The organism is Xenorhabdus griffiniae (assembly GCF_001028135.1).
GTDB lineage: Bacteria > Pseudomonadota > Gammaproteobacteria > Enterobacterales > Enterobacteriaceae > Xenorhabdus > Xenorhabdus bakwenae.
The window spans coordinates 878-25,846 of record NZ_LDNM01000022.1; the positions used below are offsets into that span (position 1 = coordinate 878).

General features: G+C 55.5%; 3 protein-coding genes and 1 pseudogene. All 4 read right to left on the reverse strand.

Annotation, left to right across the window (positions count from 1 at the left end; all coding sequences use genetic code 11):
- Window positions 1–199 precede the first annotated feature (199 nt).
- Window positions 200–613, reverse strand: a pseudogene (locus tag AAY47_RS06945) (IS982 family transposase); the annotation flags it as partial.
- Between the two features lie 297 nt (window positions 614–910).
- Window positions 911–1,645, reverse strand: coding sequence for a thioesterase II family protein (locus tag AAY47_RS06950; protein ID WP_047768232.1), 735 nt, complete (start codon window positions 1,643–1,645; stop codon window positions 911–913).
- A 147-nt stretch (window positions 1,646–1,792) separates the two neighbouring features.
- Window positions 1,793–17,839, reverse strand: a complete 16,047-nt coding sequence (locus AAY47_RS06955) for a hybrid non-ribosomal peptide synthetase/type I polyketide synthase (protein ID WP_047768233.1) — start codon at window positions 17,837–17,839, stop codon at window positions 1,793–1,795.
- Complete coding sequence (locus AAY47_RS06960) at window positions 17,839–24,969, reverse strand: non-ribosomal peptide synthetase (protein ID WP_047768234.1); 7,131 nt, start codon at window positions 24,967–24,969, stop codon at window positions 17,839–17,841. Before AAY47_RS06960 ends, AAY47_RS06955 begins: the two co-directional genes overlap by 1 nt.

Below are 24,969 nucleotides of genomic sequence, written 5' to 3' on the forward strand. Positions count from 1 at the left end.
AAGGTTCATCAGGCGCAGAACTCATCGTGGCGCGGGTATCCATACTCATAGAGACGCCGGATACAGCAGGTGCCAGAGATACTGTTCGATATACTGAGGATGAATGGCTGCTGCAAAATCTGTCTTACTGGCTCATAGCCAAAGTTGCTCCTGTCATCCAGCCATCCGGTACTACACTATGCAACGATTTTAAAAGCAAACCGAACATACAAGTTGCTTTAAAATTGCGACTGCCTTTTGCTCGTTTGAATCCACAAACCGGCAACGGAAATCCGTCGATAATATGAACTGGTCTGCCGAATGCACCCAATAACCTCGCCAGTTTTTCCTGCAATTTTTGTTTAACTGCCCAAAGATTCGCAATTTGTTTAGCAAAATTGGCGCGTGAACCTAGCCCCGGAAACCACTCACGCCAATGGTCACGGAAGTAAGTCCAAATACCTTTATCCGTTGAAAAAACTAAAAATTCACCCACCACTTCCATCGTGATGGCTTCTGCATCGCTCAGTTTAGGCGGATATCCTCGGTTTCTGAGTTGTGTACCTTGCTGTAACTGCGTTAAATTATCGTCTACCCAACAAAACACCCAAATGATAAAATCTTGCTGTGACATAGTCTTTTGTTCCTTTATTTCTCTCAGTTTGGCGACTTAAAGTTATAAAGGAGCGGCTATGTCATTTCAACTCACCATAAAAGTCGAACATCGCATAATTAATAACAAAAAATCCCAGCAATTGGCTGGGATCACGGTCTTAAGGAAATACAGTGCCTAGTGACACATCCTGTATTTGACCACCCTATTCAATATGTTTGAAGAGCATGAAATTTTATGGTTAATTTTTACATCGTTTAAATGATCATCAGATAGTCCTTTTTATGTGGAAAGTCCCGGTGCTTATTCCCTATCATTTTATATAAGCAACCTATTTATAATCTCTGCCACGTCTTTCGGCTGATGATTGATAAAGAAATGATCCGACGAAACGGTGTGCAGACCGATATGCGCGCTTGTATAGCGCGCCCAAGCCGCCATGTCCGTCTTTGAAACAGTGCTGTCGCGGCTGCCGTGGATCAACACCAAAGGATAATCGATAGTCTTCTCCTTCAACGCCCGTTTCATATGAAAATTAATCGACAGCTCGTTGCGTATAATAGGAAAAAACAAGCTTCTGAAATCAACGTCATCCAAAATATCGGGTTGAGTTCCGCCATAACGACGCAATACTTCGGCCATTTCATCATCATCTGAATGCATCGGATCATGCTTAAAATCCGTAATGTGCGGCGGTGCTTCTGCAGCGATAAAAATTCGCGCCGGCGGTTTATCCTGAGCGATAAAACGACTCGCCAATTCAAAGGCGAATAATCCGCCATTACTGTGGCCAAGGAATGAGTACGGTTTTCCCGACATAAGGATCGCGGCTTCTCGTTCAACCTCATCCAGAATTTTGCAGACATCATTGCACAACGCCTCTGAAAAGCGGCGCCCATTGCCGGGCAGTTGCATGGCGTACACGGACGTATTGCTATTGACGTAGTGAGAGAATGGCACGAATACCTCAGCATTTCCGGCGGCATAAGGGAAACAAAATAAAATATGCTCATCATCCCCACCGGAACCACTTTTTATTTGCTCAAACCACATACGGCTTCCTCTGTTTTGCAAGAACATGACTCCATCCGCCACCGCGGAGAACAGGAGCGGAGTAATCAAAAATCAATACCGTCGCGGGTTCAGCGGGATGGTTTATCCCGCTGACTTGCCCTCAGGTATAGCGAACACGCTGTGCCATCAAGCCAGTGTCCAATGCCCTAACCACGAAGTCATTTTTTCCGCCATCATTGCCGCACCTTCTCCCGCGTTCATCGTCAAGTGGTTCCCTGGAATTACCTGTACCTCGAAGCGGCCCAACACCCAGGGATGCCAGAACTTGCTTTGATTTTCAGGAAAATCTGCAATCACCTCACGGTGAGAGAAAAACAGCACATCACTCATCAACGCATGCGGGTGGTAACGCTGCATCATAACGTTATGCCGTTGCCAGGTGCTCAAGTAACGAGGTAAGAACGCCGAGGAAAAGAGCGTTTCGGCCGCGGTTCCTTTGGTGATCTCAGATAAATAATGGATTTTATCCGCTATATGGGTCATCGCCTTCCAGGCATCCCAATCAATGTCCAGCGACACCAGGCCAAATGAAAGCAGGTAGTCCAAAATCTGTTCATCCGTCATGGCCGCAGGCAGATTTCCCTGTCCTGGGGAGTCAATCATCACTACCGGTAGAGACACATGTTTTCCCTCTTGGTACTGCCGCGCCATTTCAAACGCGATAATACCGCCAAACGAAGAACCGGCCAGGCAACATTCGCCTCGCTCAAGATGCGGCTCCAGCAAAGCCAGATACTCTCCCGCCAACTGTTCGATGCTCTCGAAGGCGCCCGAGCCATTGAGTAGAGGTGAACGTATAGCGTAAATCGTTCTGCTGCTCCCCAAGCATTGGGCCAACTCCCGGTAGAAATAGATGTCGCCGCCGATGGGGTGGATCAACACAAGTGGCATCGTCCCCTCATCCTCACCGTTGCGCAGCTTCACCAAACCGCTTTCGCCCTGAGGCTTCGCTGTCGCATGAGCCTCCAGCGATTGCGCTATTTGCACGACGCTCGGCTGTTCCATGGCCATAAGCTCAAGACGTATACCGGTCATTTTTTGCAGGCGGCCAATCAGTTGCAATGCGCTCAGCGAGTCGCCGCCCAGTTCGAAGAACCCGCGCTGTGGATCGACCGACGCACAACCCAGAACCTCTTTGAACAGCATTGCCACCCGTTGTTGCATATCCCCTTCGTGCCCGGCTGTCGCCGCCGGAGCCGGGGCCGGCCGCGAATGAGCGGGTGGATTCATCACACCGAACCAATGCCGCTGAGGCGCGAAAGGATATGCCGGTAAGCGCAAAGACGCTTGCCCCGTACACCGCCAAAAATGTTCCTGGTTGATTTCCACACCTGACATATACAGCGCGCCAACGGAACGCCACAGCATCTGCGCAGCCTGCCGCTCATCAGTAGCGTTGCGCGGCGAAGAAACGACAACGGTCGCATTTCCCAATGCCGGATGGCGCAACGCCAGCGTACTCAGAATTTGCCGCGGCCCCACTTCCAGCAGCACCCAATTGTCATCGGCACAGCGTTCAAGCAAGGTGCGCAGTCCGGCATCATATTGCACCGTATGCCGCAGGTGCTGCACCCAATATTCGGGCTGACAAACCTGTTCCGCCGTTGCCCGCTGGCCGGTCAAATTGGAGATAAACGGCAACTGCGGCTCGTTGAAGGCGATCTCTTGCAGCGCGGTCTTAAACTCTGGCAACACAGGCTCCAATAAACGCGAATGGAACGCGTGCGAAACCTTAACCGGATGGCAAGATACACCCTGGGCGATCAAGCTCGCCTGCAAAGAGGCGATTGCCGACGCCGCGCCGGAAATGACACAGCTTCCCGCATCATTAACGACGGCGATATCGACGCCCAACGAGGCGGCCTGTTCGCTTACGGCCTCCGCCGACTGTTTGATAGCCAGCATCGCCCCCGGTGCGGTTTGCGCCAATAGCGCACCGCGTTTGAGCATCAGCTTGAGCGCATCCTCCAGTGAAAATACGCCGGCGATACATGCGGCAACATATTCGCCCAGGCTATGACCAATCATCACCGTCGGCTCAACACCGAGGAAGCGATACCACTGCGCCAACGCATATTCATACACAAACAGCGCCACTTGAGTGACTGCGGTGTGGTGTACGCTCTCCCCGTTCGCCAACACGTCTTCCCGCGTTATTTCACCGCCCATCATCGGCTCGAGCAATGCGAGGCAACGCTCGACCTCTGCTCGGAATTGCGGTTCAGCTTCATATAACGCCTGTGTCATGCCCACGAATTGTGCGCCCTGTCCCGGGAACATAAAGGCCACCTGCGCCTCGAACGCAGGTCGGACCACCGTTTCGCCCTTCTCGCGCAGCCGCGCGACGACCGCTTCCCGCGAATCTCCGGATATCCACCGTTGGCATGCATAGCGGTGTCGCTGCGCCATCAGGGCATAGCCAACCGCCTCCATCGAATCCTCAGGATGCGTTTCCAAATGATTGGCCAGAGCCTCGCTCATCCGACCGAGAGCCGCGTCATCCGCCGCAGAAACGCACAGCATATTGCGCTGATCGGGCCTAGGCGCGGTTGTCGGCGTGTTCGGCGCCTGTTGAAGGATAACGTGCGCGTTGGTGCCGCCAATGCCGAAAGCGCTGACGCCGGCGGTGCGAAGCCCTGTGGCGCTTTCCCAGTCGCGGGTTTCAACATTCACATAAAACGGCCCTTCTGCCAGTTTCAATGCCGGATTCTCACGCTGCATATGTAGCGTGGGAACTAACGTGCGATGCTGCAGGCACAACGTCGTTTTAATCAAGCCTGCGATGCCGGCCGCGACATCCAAATGCCCCAGGTTACTTTTCACCGAGCCTATTGCGCAGGAGTATCCCGCCTGTTGTCCGGCGAAGGCCGCTTTCAACCCGGCAATTTCAATGGGGTCGCCCAATGGCGTGCCGGTGCCGTGCGCTTCGACATAGGAGATGTCCGCCGGCGTGACGCCGGCATCGGCCAGTGCCTTGGCAATCACCGCCTGTTGACGGCTCTCGCTTGGCGCAGTGAATCCCATTTTTTCCCGCCCGTCGTTATTCACTGCCGATCCTTTCACAACGGCATACACAGCATCACCGTCCGCCAGCGCTTGCGCCAAAGGTTTCAGCACGACAATGCCTACCCCTTGTCCCTCAATGGTTCCCGACGCTTGCGCATCAAACGGACGGCAGTGACCATCAGGTGAGAAGATCATCCCCGGCTGGTACAGGTAGCCGCCGCGCGCTAATTGGCCAATGGAGATGCCGCCTGCCAATGCGACCTGACAGTCGCCTGCCTGCAAGGCCCGACAAGCCTGATGAACAGCGACCAGCGAGGATGAGCAAGCCGTTTGGATCGTCATCGCCGGCCCGGTTAAATTCATCTTGTACGCCGTTTTTGTCGCCAGAAAGTGGGATTGGTTATGAATCATCAACTGGTAATGATCGATCAAATCAGCCTGCGGTATGTTCGGTAAAACAACGTCTCGTTCGTAGTTGCTGTTGCCGATGGCCGCATAGACGCCGATATCGCCGGCAAAGCGCTGCGGATCGCAGTTCGCATCTTCCAAAGCATGCCAGGCGCATTCCAGGAAAATTCGCTGCTGCGGATCCATCAGACGCGCTTCCTGAGCCGTACAGCCGAAGAAATCGGCATCAAAGCGATCGATATCGTCGAGCATACCCTGAGCGCGAACATAATGCGGATGATCCAGCAGTTCGGGTTCCACCGATGCCGCCAGCGCCTCACGCGAGTAATGCGTGATAAACTCTTCGCCATCGCATAACCGTTGCCAGAATGCCGCCAGCGTTTGCGCGCCGGGGAAGCGGCCCGCCATCCCCACAATGGCGATATCGTCCTGGGCATTTATCGGCCCAGACGTCGGTGCTGGCGCCGCTTCATGTTGGCGACCTTCGATATGCGCGGCAATGCGGGCAATGGTCGGCAGACGGAAGAGATCTATCAGACCGACTTTTTGCTGAACCTGGTCGGGTAACATGCCATAGAGCCGGGTCAACATGATGGAGTTCCCACCCAGTTCAAAGAACGAGGTATTGACGCCCACCGCCTCGCAACCGAGCAATTCTTGCCAGATAGCCTGCAACTGCTTCACCAGCGGCGTTGCGATTTCGCTCTGCGCCGGTGGTGATGCCGCGCCGACGTCAACCGACGGCAAGGCACGAACATCCAGCTTGCCGTTAGCGTTCAGCGGCAAGGCAGACAAAGCTATCCAATAGGCAGGCACCATATAACCCGGCAGTTGTTGGCCGACGTGTTCATTCAACTGCCCGGCGTCAATTTCGCCCTGCGCCACATAATAGGCGACCAACGCCTGGCCGACGTTCCCATCCCCCGCCACTTGGCAAATTTGCACGGTGACCTGCAAGATTGACTCGTGCTGCAATATAACCTGCTCAATCTCGCTCTTCTCAATACGATGGCCGTGCAACTTGACTTGCTGATCTTGCCGCCCAAGGAACGCTATTTCACGATTTGGCAAAATACGCGCGCGATCGCCACTGCGATACCATATCCCCTCAGCGAACGACAGTGAGACAAAGCGCGAGGCGGTCAGCTCAGGCTGGTTGTGATAACCCTCGGCCACGCCGCTGCCTCCGATATAGAGTTCGCCGATGGCCCCGACAGGCAAAGGTCTCCCTGCCGGGTCCAACACCAGACAACGTTCTCCCGGCAGAGGGAGGCCTATCGTTAAAACGCGATCCGTCGCGGCACGCCGATAATGTTTACCGGTTGACCAAATGCAGGTTTCCGTCGGGCCGTAGACATTGACGAGCGCCGCGAAAACAGCCAGGGCCTTCTGCGCCAAATGCGGCTCAAGTTTTTCACCGCCGACCAGAAGCAAACATTCCTCGCCCCCCTGCAATACCGGCAGGACAATTTCCAGCATGCTTGGCGTCGACTGGATGAAATCGAACTTACGGCAATCCAGCGTAGCGACATGGTGAGTTCCCAAGGCAACGCAGCCGCCGCTCAATAACGGCAAACCGTATTCAAGACCGAAAATGTCGAAAACGGGGTTGGTCATGCTGTACGTTTTCAGCGTCTCTCTGCCCTGGAAGTACTGCTGCCAGAAACCTCGCAATGTGGCGAGCAGCGCCCCATGCCCCACGCTAACCCCTTTGGGTTTACCCGTCGTGCCGGAAGTGTAAAGTATGTAGGCGGTCTTCTCCGCCGCAGGCGCGAACGTCGGCATTGTGGCCTGTCTGCGCCACAGCGGCTCTCCCGCGGTGCCGAACAAGGGAATAGACGGAATACCGTACTCTGCCTCTTCATCCTCAGACATCGTCAATACGGCGGTCGCCTGGCTGTCCCGCAGGATGAAATCGATCCGCTCCTGAGGATAGTCTTTGTCCAACGGCACATAAGCTGCGCCCAGTCGCCCTATCGCCAACAAGGCCATGACCATCAAGACCTTGCTGTGCAGTCGCAAGGCAATAGGCGCGTGCGGCGTTGTCTCAAGGCAGCCGGCGATGAGATTGGCGAGTTGCGTCACCTCTGCATCAAGCTGGGCGTAACTCCAGCTGCGCTCGCCGTCACTCAGCGCCGGAGCGTCTGACCGGCTGCATGCATAGTGCGCCAACACCTGCGATAAGGTGGCGGCATTCCCCGGCGCAGGGAGCGACAATGGTTGCTCAGGCTCACAATAAACCGGAGCTATCGCCACCGTCTCCGCACTCGCGTCTTTCGCCATGTGGCCGACGATATGTTTTAACAGTGCCATCGCTTGCCGCATCATCGCCGCATCAAAGTACTCCGCCGCATATTCCAGCTTAATCAGCAGAACGTCCGGATCCTCCTCCACGCTGACGACCAACGGATAATCCCTCTGCTCACTGCGACCGACGAATTGATGACGCAGTTCGCGGTGGCGGTCTTCATCAGGCTGCGGGTAATTTTCATAGATGAACAACGAGTCAAACAGGCGTTGGCCCGCAGGCTGCAGCTGGGCCAGATCGACCAGGCATCGGGTATTGGCTTCATTAATATCTTGCTGCAGCCGATATGCCTGCTGAATCAGAGGCACATCGCTTTGATGCTCCACCTTCAACGGCAGCGTATTGAGGAACATGCCCAGCGTGTTTTCGATACCATTCAACGGCAGCATCCTGCCCGCCACCACGGTGCCCACTACGGTCACTGCAGCACCGGAGTAGAGTGCGAGCACCTTGTGCCAGGCGTATTGCAGCAGGGCGTTCAGGGTCATGCCTTGGCGCTGGGCAGCTTCGAGCGCGCACCGGCGTTCTTCGGCGCTCAGTTCACAGCGGCAAATCCCCGCGGCGGAGACGCTCTTGATGGCCGATATCGCCGATGACTCCGCATCCGGGCGGCGCCATCCGCTCAGATCCTGTGAGGTGTCGACCGATCTCAGATAGTCGCGCCAGAAATCCGTGTCTCTGTCGCGATGCCGTTGAATGTAGCGCTGAACCGAAGCAAAGAGATCCGGCCGGTCCGCCGGCTCACGTCCGTGCGCAAACGTCAGGTAAGCATCATGCAGCGCCCCCACCAGCAGCGGACTGCTCCAACCATCGAGGATGGCGTGATGTACACAGAACAAGCAAGCGAAGTGCTCATCCGCCAGTTTGACCAGGCAGACACGATACAATCCGCTTTGTTGGAGATCGAAGCTGACCTGCTGCTCACTTTCCTGCAGCCTGTGCAAGGCGAGTTCCCGCTCTTCAGGCGACAGATGGCTGATGTCATGGACGCGCCAAGGGAAGCGCCCTTCATGGTCCACGACCTGCACGATTTCACCGCGCCAATCGAACCGCAACCGCAGACAGGAGAACTGTTGTTGTACCCATTGCCACGCCCGCTTGAACGTCTCGGGTTCGATCGCACAGTGATAATCCCAGCGAGTAGCCACGCGATACACACGATCGGCGTCGCCAAATGCCAGCGAATGGTGCAACATCCCTTGCTGCAAACTATTGGCCATGAAGACCGCATCAACCGCCTGCGCGTGTTGCAGCCGGTCCAAATGCGGCTGCGGGAGGGCGAAATCGACATCCGATTCTGTTAGCCAACGCCAGGACGGCCAATTCATCGATACCAGACCATCCTCCAACTCCCGAATGAGCCGCTGCGTCAGCCAGGCCGCGTCATGCTCCCGCAGCCGGCTTTCGACCCGCAATTCAAGACGATCGCCAACGTTCAACACGACGATATCGATCAGATGTGTCCCTTCCTGAGAGGCATGGCGATGCAGCCCCACAAAACGGTGATCCAGCGCCCAGTCTCCCGCCGTCTCCATTTTGCCCAGGTAGTTAATGCTGATGCCATCCTCTCTCACCACAGGCAAACCACACAGGGCACCGAAGTTTTCCGCCCGCTGCGACCAACGTCTCAGGTTATTTTTCACCGCGAGCAAATGTTCCCTGGCATCGCGTTGATAGCTCAAACGCACGGGATAGCGACTGGTGAACCAGCCCATCGTCCTGGAGATATCCAGCGTTCGTTCATCCGCTTGTCGACCGTGCCCCTCAAACCATAGGCTAAAGGCGGTTTGTCCGGTCAAATCATGCAAGACGCGGCCAACCGCCCAGGCCACCATGTCCTGTGGCTGCATGTCAAACATGGCGAGGTGCTGCATCAAACGGCGCGATGGCCCTTCTCCCCACGCCAAGGCATGATGCGTCGTCGCGGTTCCGCCCAACGCTTGCAACGCATGAACTTCGCTGTCCGGCAATTGCCCCAGCCACTTTTCACGTTCATGAGAGCAAATTTGCGCACGTTGCCGCAGATGGTTCACCCATTGGCGATAGCTGCTGGCCTTCTCCGGCAGCGTTTCCTCTTGGCTCAGGCGTCGTAAATCGTCGACGATCACGTGCAGACTGACCGCATCGACAATCAGGTGATGGCAAGCGACAAACACCCTGGTCTTGCCGTCCGCGTATCCTTCAAGAACGGCGAACGCGGCCAAAGGCCCGGCCTGCAGATCGAACGCCTGCTGCCAGTCGGCAAAACGCTGCAACAGTGCGGCATCGAAATCCGGGTGGTCTTCCGCCAGCGACAATGTGCGAATGTCCAAAGCGTGGCATGGCGGCAGTGTAGCCTGCGGCTGGTAGCATTGACGCCATTCTCCCTGGATATCTTTTTCGAAGCGCAGATTGAACGCGTCGTGCTGCGCCACGAGGCACGGCAACAGGCGTTGCAGACGGGTCATTGTCACGCCAGGCGCCACCAACAGCCCGTATTGGTTCCACTGCTGCGGATGCGGCAGATCATGTGCCAGGAACCATTGCTGGATGGGCAGCAGCGGAACTGCGCCGCTCAAAGACCCCGTTTCGCGCTGAACGGTCTGGATGCCGCCAACGGTTTGACGGGCGAGCACAGTGTCGTAGAACGATGCGATGGTGCGATAAGTCAGCAACTCTTTCAGCGTGACATCCAGCTGCAATTCACGCCTTAACCGCCCCGCCATTTGGATACTGGCGATACTGTCGATGCCCAACTGGAACAGATCCGCCTGGGTACTGAGCTCATCCGCCGGCACGTGCAGGATATCGCCCCACAGCCGACACAGTTGATGTTCACGGTCGTCACGCGGCGGGCAGTAGGCCGCCTGATCTTCGGCCGCGGGTAGCGGCAAGGCGTTGCGGTCCAGTTTGCCATTGGCCGTCAGCGGCAAGGCATCCAAAGCGATAAGATGCGCCGGTACCATATATTCCGGCAATTGTTCAGCCAGTCGCGAACGGAGCATTTTCTCGTCAGCGTTCGCTTCACCGACGTAATAAGCCACCAGCGTCGGTGCCGGCTGCGCCATCACCAGCGCCACGGCTTGGTGGATCCCGCCGCATTGCAGAAGCCGGCTTTCAATCTCCCCGAGCTCGATGCGATGCCCGCGCAGCTTGACCTGGAAGTCGTTGCGCCCCAGGAATTCGACATAACCTGCCGCATGCCAGCGCCCTAAATCGCCCGTCTTGTATAGGCGTCCGTGGCGAGGGTGCGAAATGAAGCGCTCCGCCGTGAGCTGTGGATTTCGCCAATAATTTAATGCCACCCCCATCCCGCCAAGATAGAGCTCACCGGTCACGCCGACCGGACACATCTGCCCCTGAGGATCCAAAACATAAAGCGTCTGATGAGGCATCGCGGTGCCGTAAGGAATGGAACGCCAGGCCGGATCGATCGCCTCTATCGGGTACCAAACGGACCAAATGCTGCCCTCGGTCGCCCCGCCCAGGCTGATGCAGTCAGCGTGCGGCCAAAGCGTGCGCAACGTCTCCGGCAAATTCAGCGGGATCCAATCGCCGCTCATTAAAAACGCGCGCAGCCTTGGCAGTGAGCATCCCTGCCGTGCCACGGCATCGGCCAGCAGCCCGGCAAGCTGTGGAACGCTGTTCCAGACGGTCACTTCACGCTGAGCAAGCAGCGGCAACCACCGCTCCGGGTCTTTTACGCTCTCTTGAGCCGGTAAGACGATCTCCGCACCGACGCTAAGTGCGCCGAAAATGTCATAGACGGAGAGATCGAAGCTCAATTCAGACAGCGCGAACAAGGCGTCTTCAGAGGTCAGCGAGAGGCGTCGATTTACCGCTTGCAGCGTATTCACTGCGCCACGGTGATCGATGGTGACCCCTTTTGGCCGCCCGGTGGAACCGGAAGTGAAAATGACATAGGCCACATCGGCGGCGCTGACGTGGGGCAAGCCGGAACGCTGTGGCAAAGCGGTCACGTTATCCAATCCGTCCTCGATGATCAGGAGTTGATAACCCGCTTCGCTCAGTGTTCGGATATCCGCACGCCCCGACTGTGCCCGGGTCAGCCAGAGTTGTTCTACGCCGGCCTGTTGTAAAATATCGGCGATGCGTCCCGCCGGCCACTCCACATGCAACGGCAGATAGCCCTTGCCGGCCTTCATGATCGCCAGACAGGCGCAGACCTGGGCATAGCTTTTTTCCGCCAATACGGCAATCAGCGGTGCAGATGAGCCCATCCCCGACTGCGCCAAAGCATCGCTGTCTTGTTTCAATTGACCATAGGTCATGCCGATCGCCGCTGCCCCGTCATACACCGCGATCGTTTCTCGATGCCGTGCTTGCGTCGCCAACAGATCGAACGCGCTGAACAGGGTTTCTTCGCTGAGAGGCTGACTGACGGCATTTGCCTGATGCATCATTTCTCTTTGCGCTTCAGGCAAATAGTTTTCGCATCCCACCCGCGTTTCCCAAGGCTGCTGCGCTAATAGCGAGATCAGACGGCAATAGGCGCGATTCAGATGCGCAATGGTTTCTTCATCAAACAGCTGTTCGACATAAAGCCACTTGCTCATAAAGCGGCCATCGACTTCAATAGCCTGCAGGTCGATCCAAGCCTGAGAGGTTTGCGCACACCAATATCGCTGTTCGCGCGCCTCGCTGTCTTCCAGATACGCCTGTTTATCCCAATCGCCGGTTTGTTGCCCCACGACGCCGGTGAAGACCAGCGGCGACACCGCCGAATGGCGATCCAGGCCGTGCAGTTTCACCAGATCGCGCTGCACATCCAACCCGCTGTACAACGCATGCTGAATGTCGTCCCACATGCGCTTATGCGTCGTCCCGATGGTGGTGAACAGATCCTCGCCGGCATCGCGAAAGTGGAACAGGTTGGTCGAGGTAAAATCGCCCAAGATGTCGTTCACGTCCTCGCAAACAGCGTAGCGGTTGAACAGCGTCATGGTAATGAGAAACTCGCTGTTGCCGGAGTATCGCGCGATGAGATACCCATAGAGGCTCAGCAATACCGAAGAGTATGAGACCTGATAATGCTGAGCTTGCCGTTTGAAATCCTGCCAAATTTGTTTGTCTATATATAGCGTATGTTCTGCAAAGCGCGGGTGTTCAACCGTGGCCGACGGCACCTTGAGCGGTAAGTTTGGCCGCAGCGGCATGTCGGCCAGCTTGTCCTGCCAATAAGCGCAATCTCGTTGATACCAACGGGAGGCCTTCAGATGGACCAGATGCTCTTGGTAGTCTTTGAAATTCACCGTCGCCAGCGGCGGCATGGCATTTCCCCGATAAAGCGCATTAAGCAATTGATACAGCGCCAGACGGCTTTGCACATCCAGCAAAATCAGATCGAGGCTGATATGCAGCACGTCACGATCGCGCAGCCGGCTGATTTCAAAAGTGAACAACGGGAAACGGTCGACCTGATAGACCTGATGGGACAGACGTTTGCGCACGCGCGCCAGCGCGGTAGCCTCATCGTCGAGACGCAGGTCATTCACCGCCAATACATAATGGCCGGCCTGCGACACCGAAATGAAGCGCTGAGTCATACTTTCCGCGTCATACACGGTACGAAGCACCGGACAGAGGGCGATCAATCGGTTAATCGCCTGTTCCAGACGTTCGTCATCAAGACGCGGATAAACGAACTCGTTGTAGATGTGGTTGGCGACGTTGCCGATCTCATAGTTTTCAAGGCGCCCAACCAGATAGGCTTTCTGAATCTCGGTCATGGCGAAGCTGTCGCCGTTTTCCGCACCGCCCTGCAGAGGTAAATGCTGTAAGTCACGTTCATCCGCAACATTGATGAAATCGCCAAGACCGTATTGCGTTCTTCCCTGCCGTTCACAGCACGTTATCAGCGTGTCTATGGCCGCCTCCCAGGCCTCCAGCAACTGTTGATTTTGCTCGCCGGACAAACCGCTGACGACTTCGAGCTGCAACCGGCCTTGCTCTATGTAGCTAAAGAGCGTAATGCCGAAAGGCAAGCCGTTGTCAGGATGGCGCGTCTTACCGACCGGCGACATGACCAGCGCCCAATCCTTTTCATCCGGCGAAGTCACTTGTCCCAGGTAGTTGAAACAAACATTGGGCAACGGCAGCCCCAGCTCACGGGCAAACGCGCCAAATCCCACGCCCTGATGAGGCATGCCGCGCAGTTGCGCTTTGGCCGCCTGTAAACGCGTTGCCGGATCGGGAGAGGATGAAAGCGCGCAGGGATAAAGTGACGTGAACCACCCGACGCAACGATGAACGTCCAGAGCGCCATCTATCTCTTCGCGTCCGTGCCCTTCAATGGTCACATGCGTCAGCTCCCCGTTAAACCATTGAGCGAGCATGCCGTCTGCGCACGCCAGCAAACATTCGTCGACTTTCGCATTGAAGGCACGTAAACCCTCGGTTTGCAGCGCCTGCGTCGCTTTTATCGATAACGCGAGGCGGCTGCATGCCATCGTAGCGCCGCGCGCAGCCGGCAACGCAACGGGGCGGTAGTCCGCCATCATGTCCCGCCAGTAAGACGCCTCTTCCGCGTGATTGGCACAATATTGCTCGAAGTGCTCAGTCCACTGACGATAACTCGTTCCCTTATCCCCCAGGCTTTCACCGTGGTAGGCGTTCGCCAGATTGCGGGCCAGAATGCCCCAGCTGACGCTATCGAGCACCAAATGGTGGCAAGCGCAGAAAATGCGTGCCCGCCCCTCGTCAAACCCCGTGACATAACCAAAACGATAAAGCGGCCCGTCGGCCAGATCGATATCGCTTTGCCATTCGGTCAGCACGGCGGACAGGGCTTCTGGCCATTGCGGTAACGAACGTTCGACATGGTGACACCGCAGTTCGATGGCGTCCGCCATCGGTTGATAACCTTGGCGCCAATGCGACAAATCATCAGCCGCAAACGTCAGGCGCAGCGCATCGTGATGTTGAACCAATGCGTGCAGCGCTTCGCGCAGGCGATCGACGTCCAGCGCCGGCACATCCAGCAGAAACGCCTGGTTCCAATAACTCGGATAAGGGAATGCACAGTTAAAGAACCAGCGTTGGACAGGCAGCAGCGGTAGCTCGCCAACCAATACGCCCTGCTCCCGTTTACCTTTAATCATCACCTGCTGCTGATGCTGAGCGAGACGTAAATGCAGTGCATGCACAGTTTTGCTGGCGAACACGTCTTTCACTCGGATCGATACGCCCATCGCCTGGCGCAATTTGCTCACCAGCTTGATCGCCATGATACTGTCCAGCCCCAATTGATACAGGTTAGCCTCACAGCTGAAAAGCGCTTCATCGATCCCCATCATTTCCGCAACAATGGCAGCGATCTGCGCTTCCCTCTCCGACTGCGGTGCGACACGTTCCTGTACGGACGGTAGGGACGGTTCAGGAAGCGCACGCCGATCCAATTTGCCATTCACCGTGACGGGCCATTCTTTCAACCAGATAAAGGTCTCCGGCACCATGTACTCGGGCAATGCGGCGGCAAGAAATTGTTGCAGCGTCGCTTCCGGCAACGGTGCCTGCGCCGTGTAATAGGCTACGAGGCGGGGATGGGGCTGTTGATAAACCAGCGCCACCGCCTGGCGCACCAAGTCAAACGCTTCTAGACGCTGGGCGATTTCACCCAATTCAATGCGATATCCGCGTATTTTCACCTGAAAATCATTGCGGCCAACATAAACGATTTGCCCATCATTCCGCTGATACACCAAATCACCGGTTTTATACAAACAGGCATAGTCATCCGCCCGCTCATCCCATTCGGTGCAATACGGATTGACGATGAATTTCTCCGCCGTCAGCGCCGCTTTATTCAGATAACCGCGCGCCAGCCCGACGCCTGAAAGGTAGAGTTCACCCACAGCACCGGGCGGCAACAGCCGCTGTCCTTTGTCCAGGACCAACACTTTCATGTTATCAATCGGCCGCCCGATGAGGACCTTATCTATATCCGGATCGTTACAGTCGAAATACAGCACATCGATGGAGGCTTCGGTTGGCCCATAAAGATTGTGCAGGGCGATATGCGGCAAACACTGCTTAATCCCTTTGACCTGGGTCAGCTTGAGTTCTTCACCGCTGCAGAACACGTAGCGCAAGCTCGGCAAGCTGACGTTTCGCTCGCGTTGAATGCCTTGTAACGTCTCGGTAAAAGCCGCCAGCATCGATGGCACAAAATGCAGTACGGTGATGGTTTCGCGTTCGATCAACTCAACCAGATAATCCGCGTCTTTGTGGCCGTCCGGATCGGCGAAAACGATGTTGGCGCCGTAAAGAGAGGCCCAAATCAGTTCCCATACGGAGACATCAAAAATGTACGGCGTTTTTTGTAACACCCGATCGGCTGCCGTCAGCGGATAGGATTTATTCATCCATTGGATACGGTTGATCAAACCCCGGTGCGTGCACATCACGCCCTTGGGCTGCCCTGTGGTCCCGGAGGTATAGATGACATAGGCCAGATCGTTTGGTGATATCTGACGCGCCATGTTTTCATCGCTCAACTGCTCAAGCTCGTGGCGCAGCGATTCATCATCCATCACCACCAGCCGCCGCCCTTGCGCCGCCACCCGGTGTCGGTAGGCCTGATGGCAGATAATCACGTCGGCCCGGCTATCTTGTAGAATGTAATCGAGGCGATCGTCGGGAAATGCCGGATCGACAGGCAAATAGGCGGCCCCCAATTTCAGGATCGCCCAAATGCCGACCAACAGCTCGACGCTGCGATCCAGACACAGCGCAACGCATGCGCCGTGCCCCACCCCGCGTGACGATAAGGTGGCCGCCAACTGATTGGCTTGTTGATTCAACTGGCAATACGTCAATTGCTGATGGCGATCCGCACAGGCGATATTGTCCGGCGTCAGCGCCACCTGCGCTTCCAATAAAGACGCGATATGTTCATCTTCTGAATAATCGCAGCGCGTGTCATTCCATTCAAACAACACCTGCCGACGCTGGGCTGGCATGATTAAATCGGTCTGTTCGAGCGGCGTCTCCCAGGATTGCCGATCAAACTGGCCCAGCGCATAAACCAAAGCCTCGAGAATGTTGCGAATGTATTCCTCTTCGTAACGATTTTCCGCCGCGGTTAACGTGAAATCGATTTGGCCGTCTCGTTGAGCGGCAAATAAGGACATGCCAAACTTTTCCGCCAGATCGGGATAAGGCTCCAGTCGATATTCCACTCCGGGCACGGCGATGTCGCCGTTTTCAAAGTTATGGAAGGTAAATAGCAGCTGAACCAGTTCATTGATGCGTACCGCGCCGCCGTCGATCTCCGGGGCCAAATGCCCAATGTTCACCCACGGATGTTCCTGCAACTGCAAAATATCGTGCTGAACGCTTTTGACATTGCTCAACACGCTTTGGTCTGCGCGCAATGCGGCGATGACCGGCAGGGTGCTGATAAAAGGTCCGATGGCGCGGCTGAACGCCTCGGGGCGATTCATCACTGTCAGTCCAATAGGGAAATCGCTGTCCTGGCCGCTAAAGGTCCTTAATACATGGGCGAACGTCGTAAACAACAGAGAATAGAGCGTCAGTCCCCGTTCGCCGCATGCCTGAGTCAAACGCGCGACGACCTCCGACGTCAATTCTGCCTTCACGGCAAAGGCACGATTTTCCACGCCAGAGAGATGGCGCTGCCGCAATGCCGGCGGTTCCGCCTGATTCAAACGGGCGGCCAACGATTTTATGAACGCCTGGACATCATCTTGCCGCACCCGCCACTGTTGGTATGCGGAGTAATCCAGGTACCCCGCTTCAGGTTGCGCCGATACAGAAGGTGTGGCGTATGCACTCAACAGTTGATGAGCAAAGTGCTGGACGGAAGGAGCGTCAGACAGCATATGATGGTGAACGCACGCCAAAACGGCCTCTTGCGTCTCAGCCCGCACCAGCAGCACAAAGCGCGCAAACTGCCCTTCCGGCATAGGGAAAGTTTGTTGTGCCAACGCCCGCTTTTTACTTTCCAGCTCGGACCAGGAAATCCTTTCTACTTCCAGTGCGAACTGCTCAGGCGCCAGAAAAATGCGCTTCATGTCGCTATCAATCGACTGGCGCAGCAGGGGCTGATGCCGTAAAAAGTTTTGCAGTGCGTTCTGCAACCGCGCGATATCCACCTGCGGCAACCCAATGAACAAGGGTACCGTATAGGTGTACGGCAAGCCGTCGATGTCGCTTTGCAGATACATGCCTTGCTGAATTGAGTCCAGCGTAAGTGGCCAGCCACTCGGCGGCAGCCTCAGAAAAGGCTTTTCCTTCGCGAGCTGTTCGCTGGTCACGCCGTTGTCCTGCAACAGCGTCAACAATTCGCCTTTGCGTGCCGCCACTTCAGCCTTCAGATCGGCATCAAAGCCGATATCCTTGTCGACAGAAAAGCCCAACCGATCGTCCGCTTTGGCCCACAATAAAATGTTATTTTTTTTCAGGTTGTTCAGTAAATCCGTCAACATCATTACAGCGCCCCTTCTTCTCTGCCGTTGCCACAAGGTTGCCCGGCGACCCACGCCGCCATTTCCTGAATCGTATTGTTGTTGTAGAGATCTTCCAGACGCATCTCGGTTCCCGTCGCGAGGTTGATCTTGCGTACCAATCGCATAGCCAGAAGCGAATTCCCCCCTTGAGTGAAGAAGCTTTGGTCACAACCGATTCGCTCTTCACGCTTGTCCAGAAGCTCCGCCCAAAGTCGACGCATCCGTATCTCATCATCGCTGCGCGGAGCCAGACACTCGCTGTGCTTGACGACTTTCGGCAAGCGTGATGTATCGACTTTACCGTTGTTAGACAGGGGGATTTCCGGGATCAGAGTAACGTGCTGCGGCAACATATAGTCCGGCAAACGACGCGCCAAATGCCGTCTGATCGTCTGGGTCATCGAGACAGTGAGCGCAGGAACGTCAAAGGCCGGTTCATCCTCGGACCGCGCATAACCTATCGCCATGCTGCACAACGTGTTCTCGGTTGGCGTTACGCCAAGAATGCAGCCGCCAATTCGCCGCTGGGCGGCGAGCGCGCCAAACCGCTGCATCATCCAGCCACTGGCCTGATAATGGCACGCGTTCTTTGCGCCATGGGCCTGCAATAACACCTGAGACGACTGCAGCACCCCGTACACGTCGGATGATTCGGCCAGCACGGAGGTCTCTCCCAGGCAATAGTGCCGCCCTGAAGCGCGTGCGACATAGGCGCTCCCCTCGTTTTCCATCACGCTGAAATCAACGCTGACTTGCGGTGGTGAAGTGACGGCGCAAGCGCCGAGATGAATCCGACATGCTAATGCACCATCGTCAGGTGAAACGGCGTCAGCGGGCTTGACGTAATAAGCTACGCCCAAAGACTGGAGATGCTCAGTCAGCAAGGCCAACATGTGGCCGACCTCTATCTGCGCCAAAGCGAATGCGCGCTCGGCATATAAAGCGGCGATGGTTTCCCACCGAACAACCAAATCCAGATAAGGCCCAGGGCGCTCCCCCGGCGCTGCTGCCTGGTACAGATGCTGTTCCAGCGGATGGTAGTAGTAATAACCCGCGGCATATTCTCCCATCGCCGCCGGTAGCCCGAGATAAACTTGCACCGCATAGAGACTGCTGGCCGAAGGATAGCGATATTTTGGCAACGCGCGCTGCGGCGAACGGAAACCGGCGCACACGGCCAACAGCCCGGCCAGAGACGCAGGCGGCAGCGCGCTTCCCTCTTGCGTCATCTGTTGCGTCAACCACCCCGGCAGCGCCTCGTACAGGCCGCTGATGGTTTCGGCGGATAACGCCTCCGCGGTAAACTGGCGGGTACTCTTTCGAGCACGGTACACCGTTTCATCCAGCGGATAGGGTATCGCTCGCGAAGGTTGCAGATCTTGACGTAACGCTGGCAACGAAAGCACGAATGCGTCGCGGTTAGCAAAATAGAGCGGCACCGGCTGTTGTGCCTCGGGAACAACGTAAGCCATGAGGTCACCATCGCTTAGCCGTACGATCGCCTGCCGGATCCCAGGTAATTGGCTCAAGTTATTCTCGATATCCTCCAGCTCCACGCGGTAACCGTTAAGCTTGACCTGGGCATCTCTTCGCCCGAGGAACTCGATATAACCTTCCGCCGACCAGCGCCCCAGATCGCCGGTTTTGTACAGGCGTCCATAGGTTGGATGATAGATGAAGCGTTCCCGAGTCAGCGTCTCAGCCTGCCAATATCCCTGAGCAACGCCGAGCCCACCGATATGTATTTCTCCGGTTACGCCGAAAGGACAAGCACTCCCCCACTCATCCAGCACCCACATCTGTTGATTCGGCATAGCAACGCCATAAGGAATGCTTTTCCAACTCGCGTCTACCCGATCGATTTCATGCCAAATGGACCAGATGCTGCCCTCCGTCGCGCCTCCCAGGCTCACCATCTTGCCGTCTGGTGATTGGGCTTTCAGGCGATCAGGCAAATTGAGCGGCAACCAATCGCCGCTCAACAGGAACAGTCGTAACCGGGATAGCGCCTGCGTCGCAGGTTCGACTTCGTCAACCAGCAGACCCGCCAATTGCGGCACCGAGTTCCAGAGGGTCACGTCATGCCGGCGCAGCGCGGCCACCCAAGATTGCGGTGCTTTGGTTTCACGCTGGGAAGGGATCACCACGCCGCCCCCCACAGCCAACAAGCCAAACAGATCGTAAACGGACAGATCAAAGCTCAGCTCGGACAGCGCTAGTATTCGATCTTCCCGGCCGACCGACCAACGTTGGTTAACAGCCAGGACGGTATTGACCGCCCCCTGGTGATCGATCGCCACCCCTTTCGGTTTACCGGTAGAGCCAGAGGTAAAAATAATGTAGGCCAGATCGTTAGCCTTGACGGCCGGCCAGGCTACCTCCGCCGGCACACGTTCCTGCGCCGGCGCCAATATCTCGTCGAACACCAAAATCGTGATATCCGAAGGCAACGTCGACAGCTCATGAGCCAGACCATGACGCTGCTGAGCGGAGAGCAGCAAGATATCGCACCGGGCTTGCTGCAGAATGTCGCGAATGCGCTCCCATGGCCATTCGATGTGCAACGGCAAATAAGCGCCGCCGCTTCTCATGATCCCGAGGGTTGCGACGGCCTGCGCATACCCTTTCTCCAGCAGAATAGCGGTAATACGCCCCTTTTCGCCCTTGGTATGCCGCAATAGCGCACGTCCCAGCGTGTTGCTGTCCTGCTCCAGCCTGCCGTAGGTAAAGTGGCGTTCGCCTTCGGTTTCGATCACCGCAATGCGCTCGGCCGTTTGCGGCGTTTCCAGGCTGGAAAGGAACAGCCCGTGCAGCGTTTGCTCCGACACCGTACTTTGCGTGGCATTCCAGCGCATGACCGCTTCCGCATGTTCCGCCGGCAGTTCAGGTTGCGGGAATGACATGGTTTCCCAATCGTGTTCTGCCACCCATCGAATCAGAGAACAATAGCCTTCGTGCATGGCCTCGATGGTTTTCTCATCGAACAATTGTTCGACGTAATCCCACTCGGCGACGAATCCTTCATCGTTTTCGTAGGCTTTATGGTCGAGCCACACCTGGGACGTTTGGGAGATCGCATACTGAGTACCGCGATATCCTTCATTAAACGGTAATTCAAACATGCTCGCTTTATTGTTCATGCCAAGCACGCTGGTCAGCACCACCGGCGCGATAACCGTATTGGCGGGCAGATTCCGCCGCTGTTTCAATAAACGCTGTACGTCAATGCCGTCAAATAAATTATTATCGACGTCATTAAGCAAGGTGCGGTGGATCGCCGATAGCTGCTCGCTCATCGCAACGCCATTTTGGCGTTGGTAATTGAACAGGCTTAAAACGGTAAAATCGCCAATAATTTGCTCGACCTGAGAATGTAACGGTAAACGGTTGAACAGCGTTAAATTAAGACAAAGGCTCTCTTGACCAGACCAATAACATAACGTTCTGCTGTAGAGTTCAAGAATCAGAGCGGTCGGGCTAATATTGAAGCGCTGGCATTTGTCGATGATCTTTTGCCAGCTCGACATAGGTATCGTCGCAGACAAACGCCGGAAGCTCGGCTTATCGATCCTGGCGGGATGCGCAGCCAGCGGCAATCCGGCCTCCAGCGTATAGTCATCGATTTTCTGCAGCCAATATTGTTGCGCCCGCTCAAATAATGCGCCGCCGCGTAGGCACTCGTACTGCAACTGATAATCGCGGTAACTGACGTCCAGCGCCGGCAGCGCCAGATTTTCGTCGTTATATAGCGCAATCCACTCGCCGAATAATATTTCAAAACTGGTCATGTCAATGATAATGGCATCGAAGCTGACATGCAGAAGGTATTTCCCTTGATACTCGCTCAGGAAAATATCGAACAGCGGATAACAATCCGGTTTGTAAACCTTGTGCGAGTACTCGGCGCGCAAAGCCAATAGCTCGTCTTCATTTCTCAGCGAGTGGTAGCCTATTTTGTAATGCGCTACCGCACTTAAGAATCGCTGCTCTCCCTCTTCAAATACGGAGCGCAACGCAGGATGACGTGCAATAAGTTGATTATAGGCTCGCTCCAATTTCTCGTGATCAAGATGGTCGAAAACAAATTCATTATAGATATGGGTAGAGACCTCGCTGAGATAGAAACTTTTCATTCGTCCCAGATAATAAGATTGCTGAACATTATTCAGCGGGAAAGGATGATACAGATGGGTCTCATCACATTGCGCAATCTGGTAGTCTTGGTAAAGGAAACTGCCGCGCCCTGCTGCCACCAATGGCGTTAACCTGGCCACATTTTTTCTTTCGAAAATATCTTTCACTTTCAGATCGCACTGAAGCGCACCGTTTATTCGATTTACCAAGCGAATGGCCGACAGGCTGTTTCCTCCCAAAGCAAAAAAGTCGTCGGTAATGCCGACCCGTCCGTTTTCGCTCCCCAATACATCCTGGAATAGCTGGCACAGGCATCGCTGGAACTCGTTTCCCGGCGCTACATAATGCGATTTATCTTGCGCTTGTACCGTCGGCAAGGCTTTGCGATCCACTTTGCCATTCATATTCAAGGGGATCTCAGGCAGGTACATATAAGCGCTGGGGAGCATGTAGTCCGGAAGCAGCGTCACCAGATAATCCTGCAACTGCTGACGTGCCACCGGCGATTTGGCCTGATAATAGGCAACCAGGAACGACTGCTGTTCTTCATTGGCCGACTGTAAATTTACAACAACCTGCTGCATCCCGGGGTAGGTCAGCAGAACCGACTCTATTTCACCCAGTTCTATCCGATGACCCCGCAATTTTATCTGGTTATCCAATCGGCTGAGGTATTCAAATCTGCCGTCGGGCAAACAACGCACGCGATCGCCCGTCTTGTACATGACGGGGCCGAACCAGGCTGACGGCGTGCTGGGGCAAATGTTCGGCAAAAAGCTTGCTTGCGTCTGACGCGCATTGCCGTAGTAACCGCGCGCAACGCCCAGCCCCGAAATATACATTTCCCCGATCACGCCGGGAGGAAGTAAACATCGCCGTTCGTCCAAGATAAAGCACTGGGTATTCGCCAGCGGGCGCCCAATGGTGACGCTATCAACCCCAGGCAACAGTTCGGCCGCCGTGGACCAAACCGTCGTTTCGGTTGGCCCATACACATTCCACGCACGCTCGGTGTTTTCTGACAACCAACGCGCCACCGCATGCGGTACCGCTTCCCCACCGCACAATGCCCGAACGGGTAGCGTTGTCTCGGCATATTGCTGCGAGATCTGATGCCAAAAAGAAGGCGTCCCCTGCATCAGGCTCACGGAATGACTCGCGATAAAGTGCGGCAAGTCATTATTCGCCAACAACGTCTTCTGGTCGGTTAATACCACCGTAGCGCCAAACATGAGCGGCATAAATATTTCCAGAGTCGAAATATCAAACGCCAACGTGGTGATCGCTAAAAAACGATCCTGGTGCGTCACAGACATGCGTCGAGAAATATCGCTGGCGATATTCACAAAGCTGCGGTGTTCTACGGCAACCCCTTTAGGCTTACCCGTTGTTCCCGAGGTGTAAATAATATAGGCCAATGCCGAAGCCTCAGCCTGGGAGGGGAATTCGTTACAGCCGTCGGCCCCGGCGAAGGGAGAAGCAGCATATTCGCGCCAATCCAAATAATTCAGCCCTTGCGGCAGGCTGCCGGCAGACTGAGCATGCGCACCGATGATTAACGCCGGCTGGGCATCGGCCAAAATAGAATAGGTCCTCACTACGGGCGCATTTTTGTCGATCGGAATATAGGCGCACCCCAGCTTAAGCACGGCCATCAGGCATACTGCCAACTCCGCCTCACGCGGCATCATCAAGGCAATTTTGTCGCCTGCCGCTACCCCATATTGCCGTTGCAGATAGTCGGCCAGGCGGCTGGCCTGTTGCTGCAGCATTCTATAACTGAGCGTTTCATTTTTCGTTATCACTGCAGGGTGATCGTTAAGCACCCGTGCCTGTTGTTCAAACATCCCGACGATAGTTTGTCTCGGATATTCACATTGTGTGGCATTAATTTTCGCATAATAACGTTGGTAGACATTTTCAGACACGCCGGTCAATGCATCTATATCCCCTTCGTTACGCATGAATGTGGCGTTCGCCGCCATAAACTCATCGATATTAGCGACTAAAACGTCGAAAAATGGATTTTCCCCGTAAAATTGCAGACTGAGCGTACAGCGCGTGCTGTTCCATACGATCCTGACCGGAGCCGCTGCCGTGTCGACACCCGCCTCATCCATGATGACATCCACACCAACCACAGATAAAAAACGGCCGTCATGATGAGATTCGTAGAATGGGTTCGCCGGATCCCCCTGCAGCGCCCGTACCAACCAAGGAAACAGCTCGGCGTATGTTTCCGTTCCGTTGAGTAACCGTAATACTTTGCTGCTGCGTTGCCTATCTTGCAATTGCAGTGCATAGAGCCCAGGCCGACGCGCGTTGAGCAGAAACTGCAACTGGAAAGCCAACAGCAAAGCCTGTTGCGGCTGCGCAACGCCATCGACCGTCAGTTGAACCACCGCAGCATCGTTAACGGTAGACACTTCATTCCTCAGATTGAAGCAGCCATAACGCTGTTCGTCGCTTTCCAGCGCTCGGTGCTCTTGCTGCACCTTCTGCTGGGCGACCAGCCAATCCGCAACTCGGTTTGGCCCTTCAGGCAGAGCAATATCCAGATCTTCCGCCTCACGGCTGAGCATGACCACGCCATCGATGAACAACTCGCCCAACACCGTCTGCGACAACGCTCGCCGGGCTTCCCGCCACGGCAGCTCACGCTCCGCTAACGCCCTGATATTCCCGTCTTCTTCAGCATGAATTTGGAACAACACATTTTGTTGATCGGCGAAAACGGCTAACCGGACGATGGGGCCTATCACCGAGGCGCTTTCTTCTAGGCAGAGCTCATAGTCGATGCGCTGATCGCCAACGTCGGAATAGCAAAAGAGGTTGTGCTGCGAACCTGTCCAGCGCGTTTGTTCAGCGTCACTCAGACCGATTAAGTAGACAAAGTGGCCTGCATCCAGCAAATAACGGACAATATGGCTGCGCAACGGCTCTACGGTGTGGTTGACAAGAATGTTCAGAATCTTCAT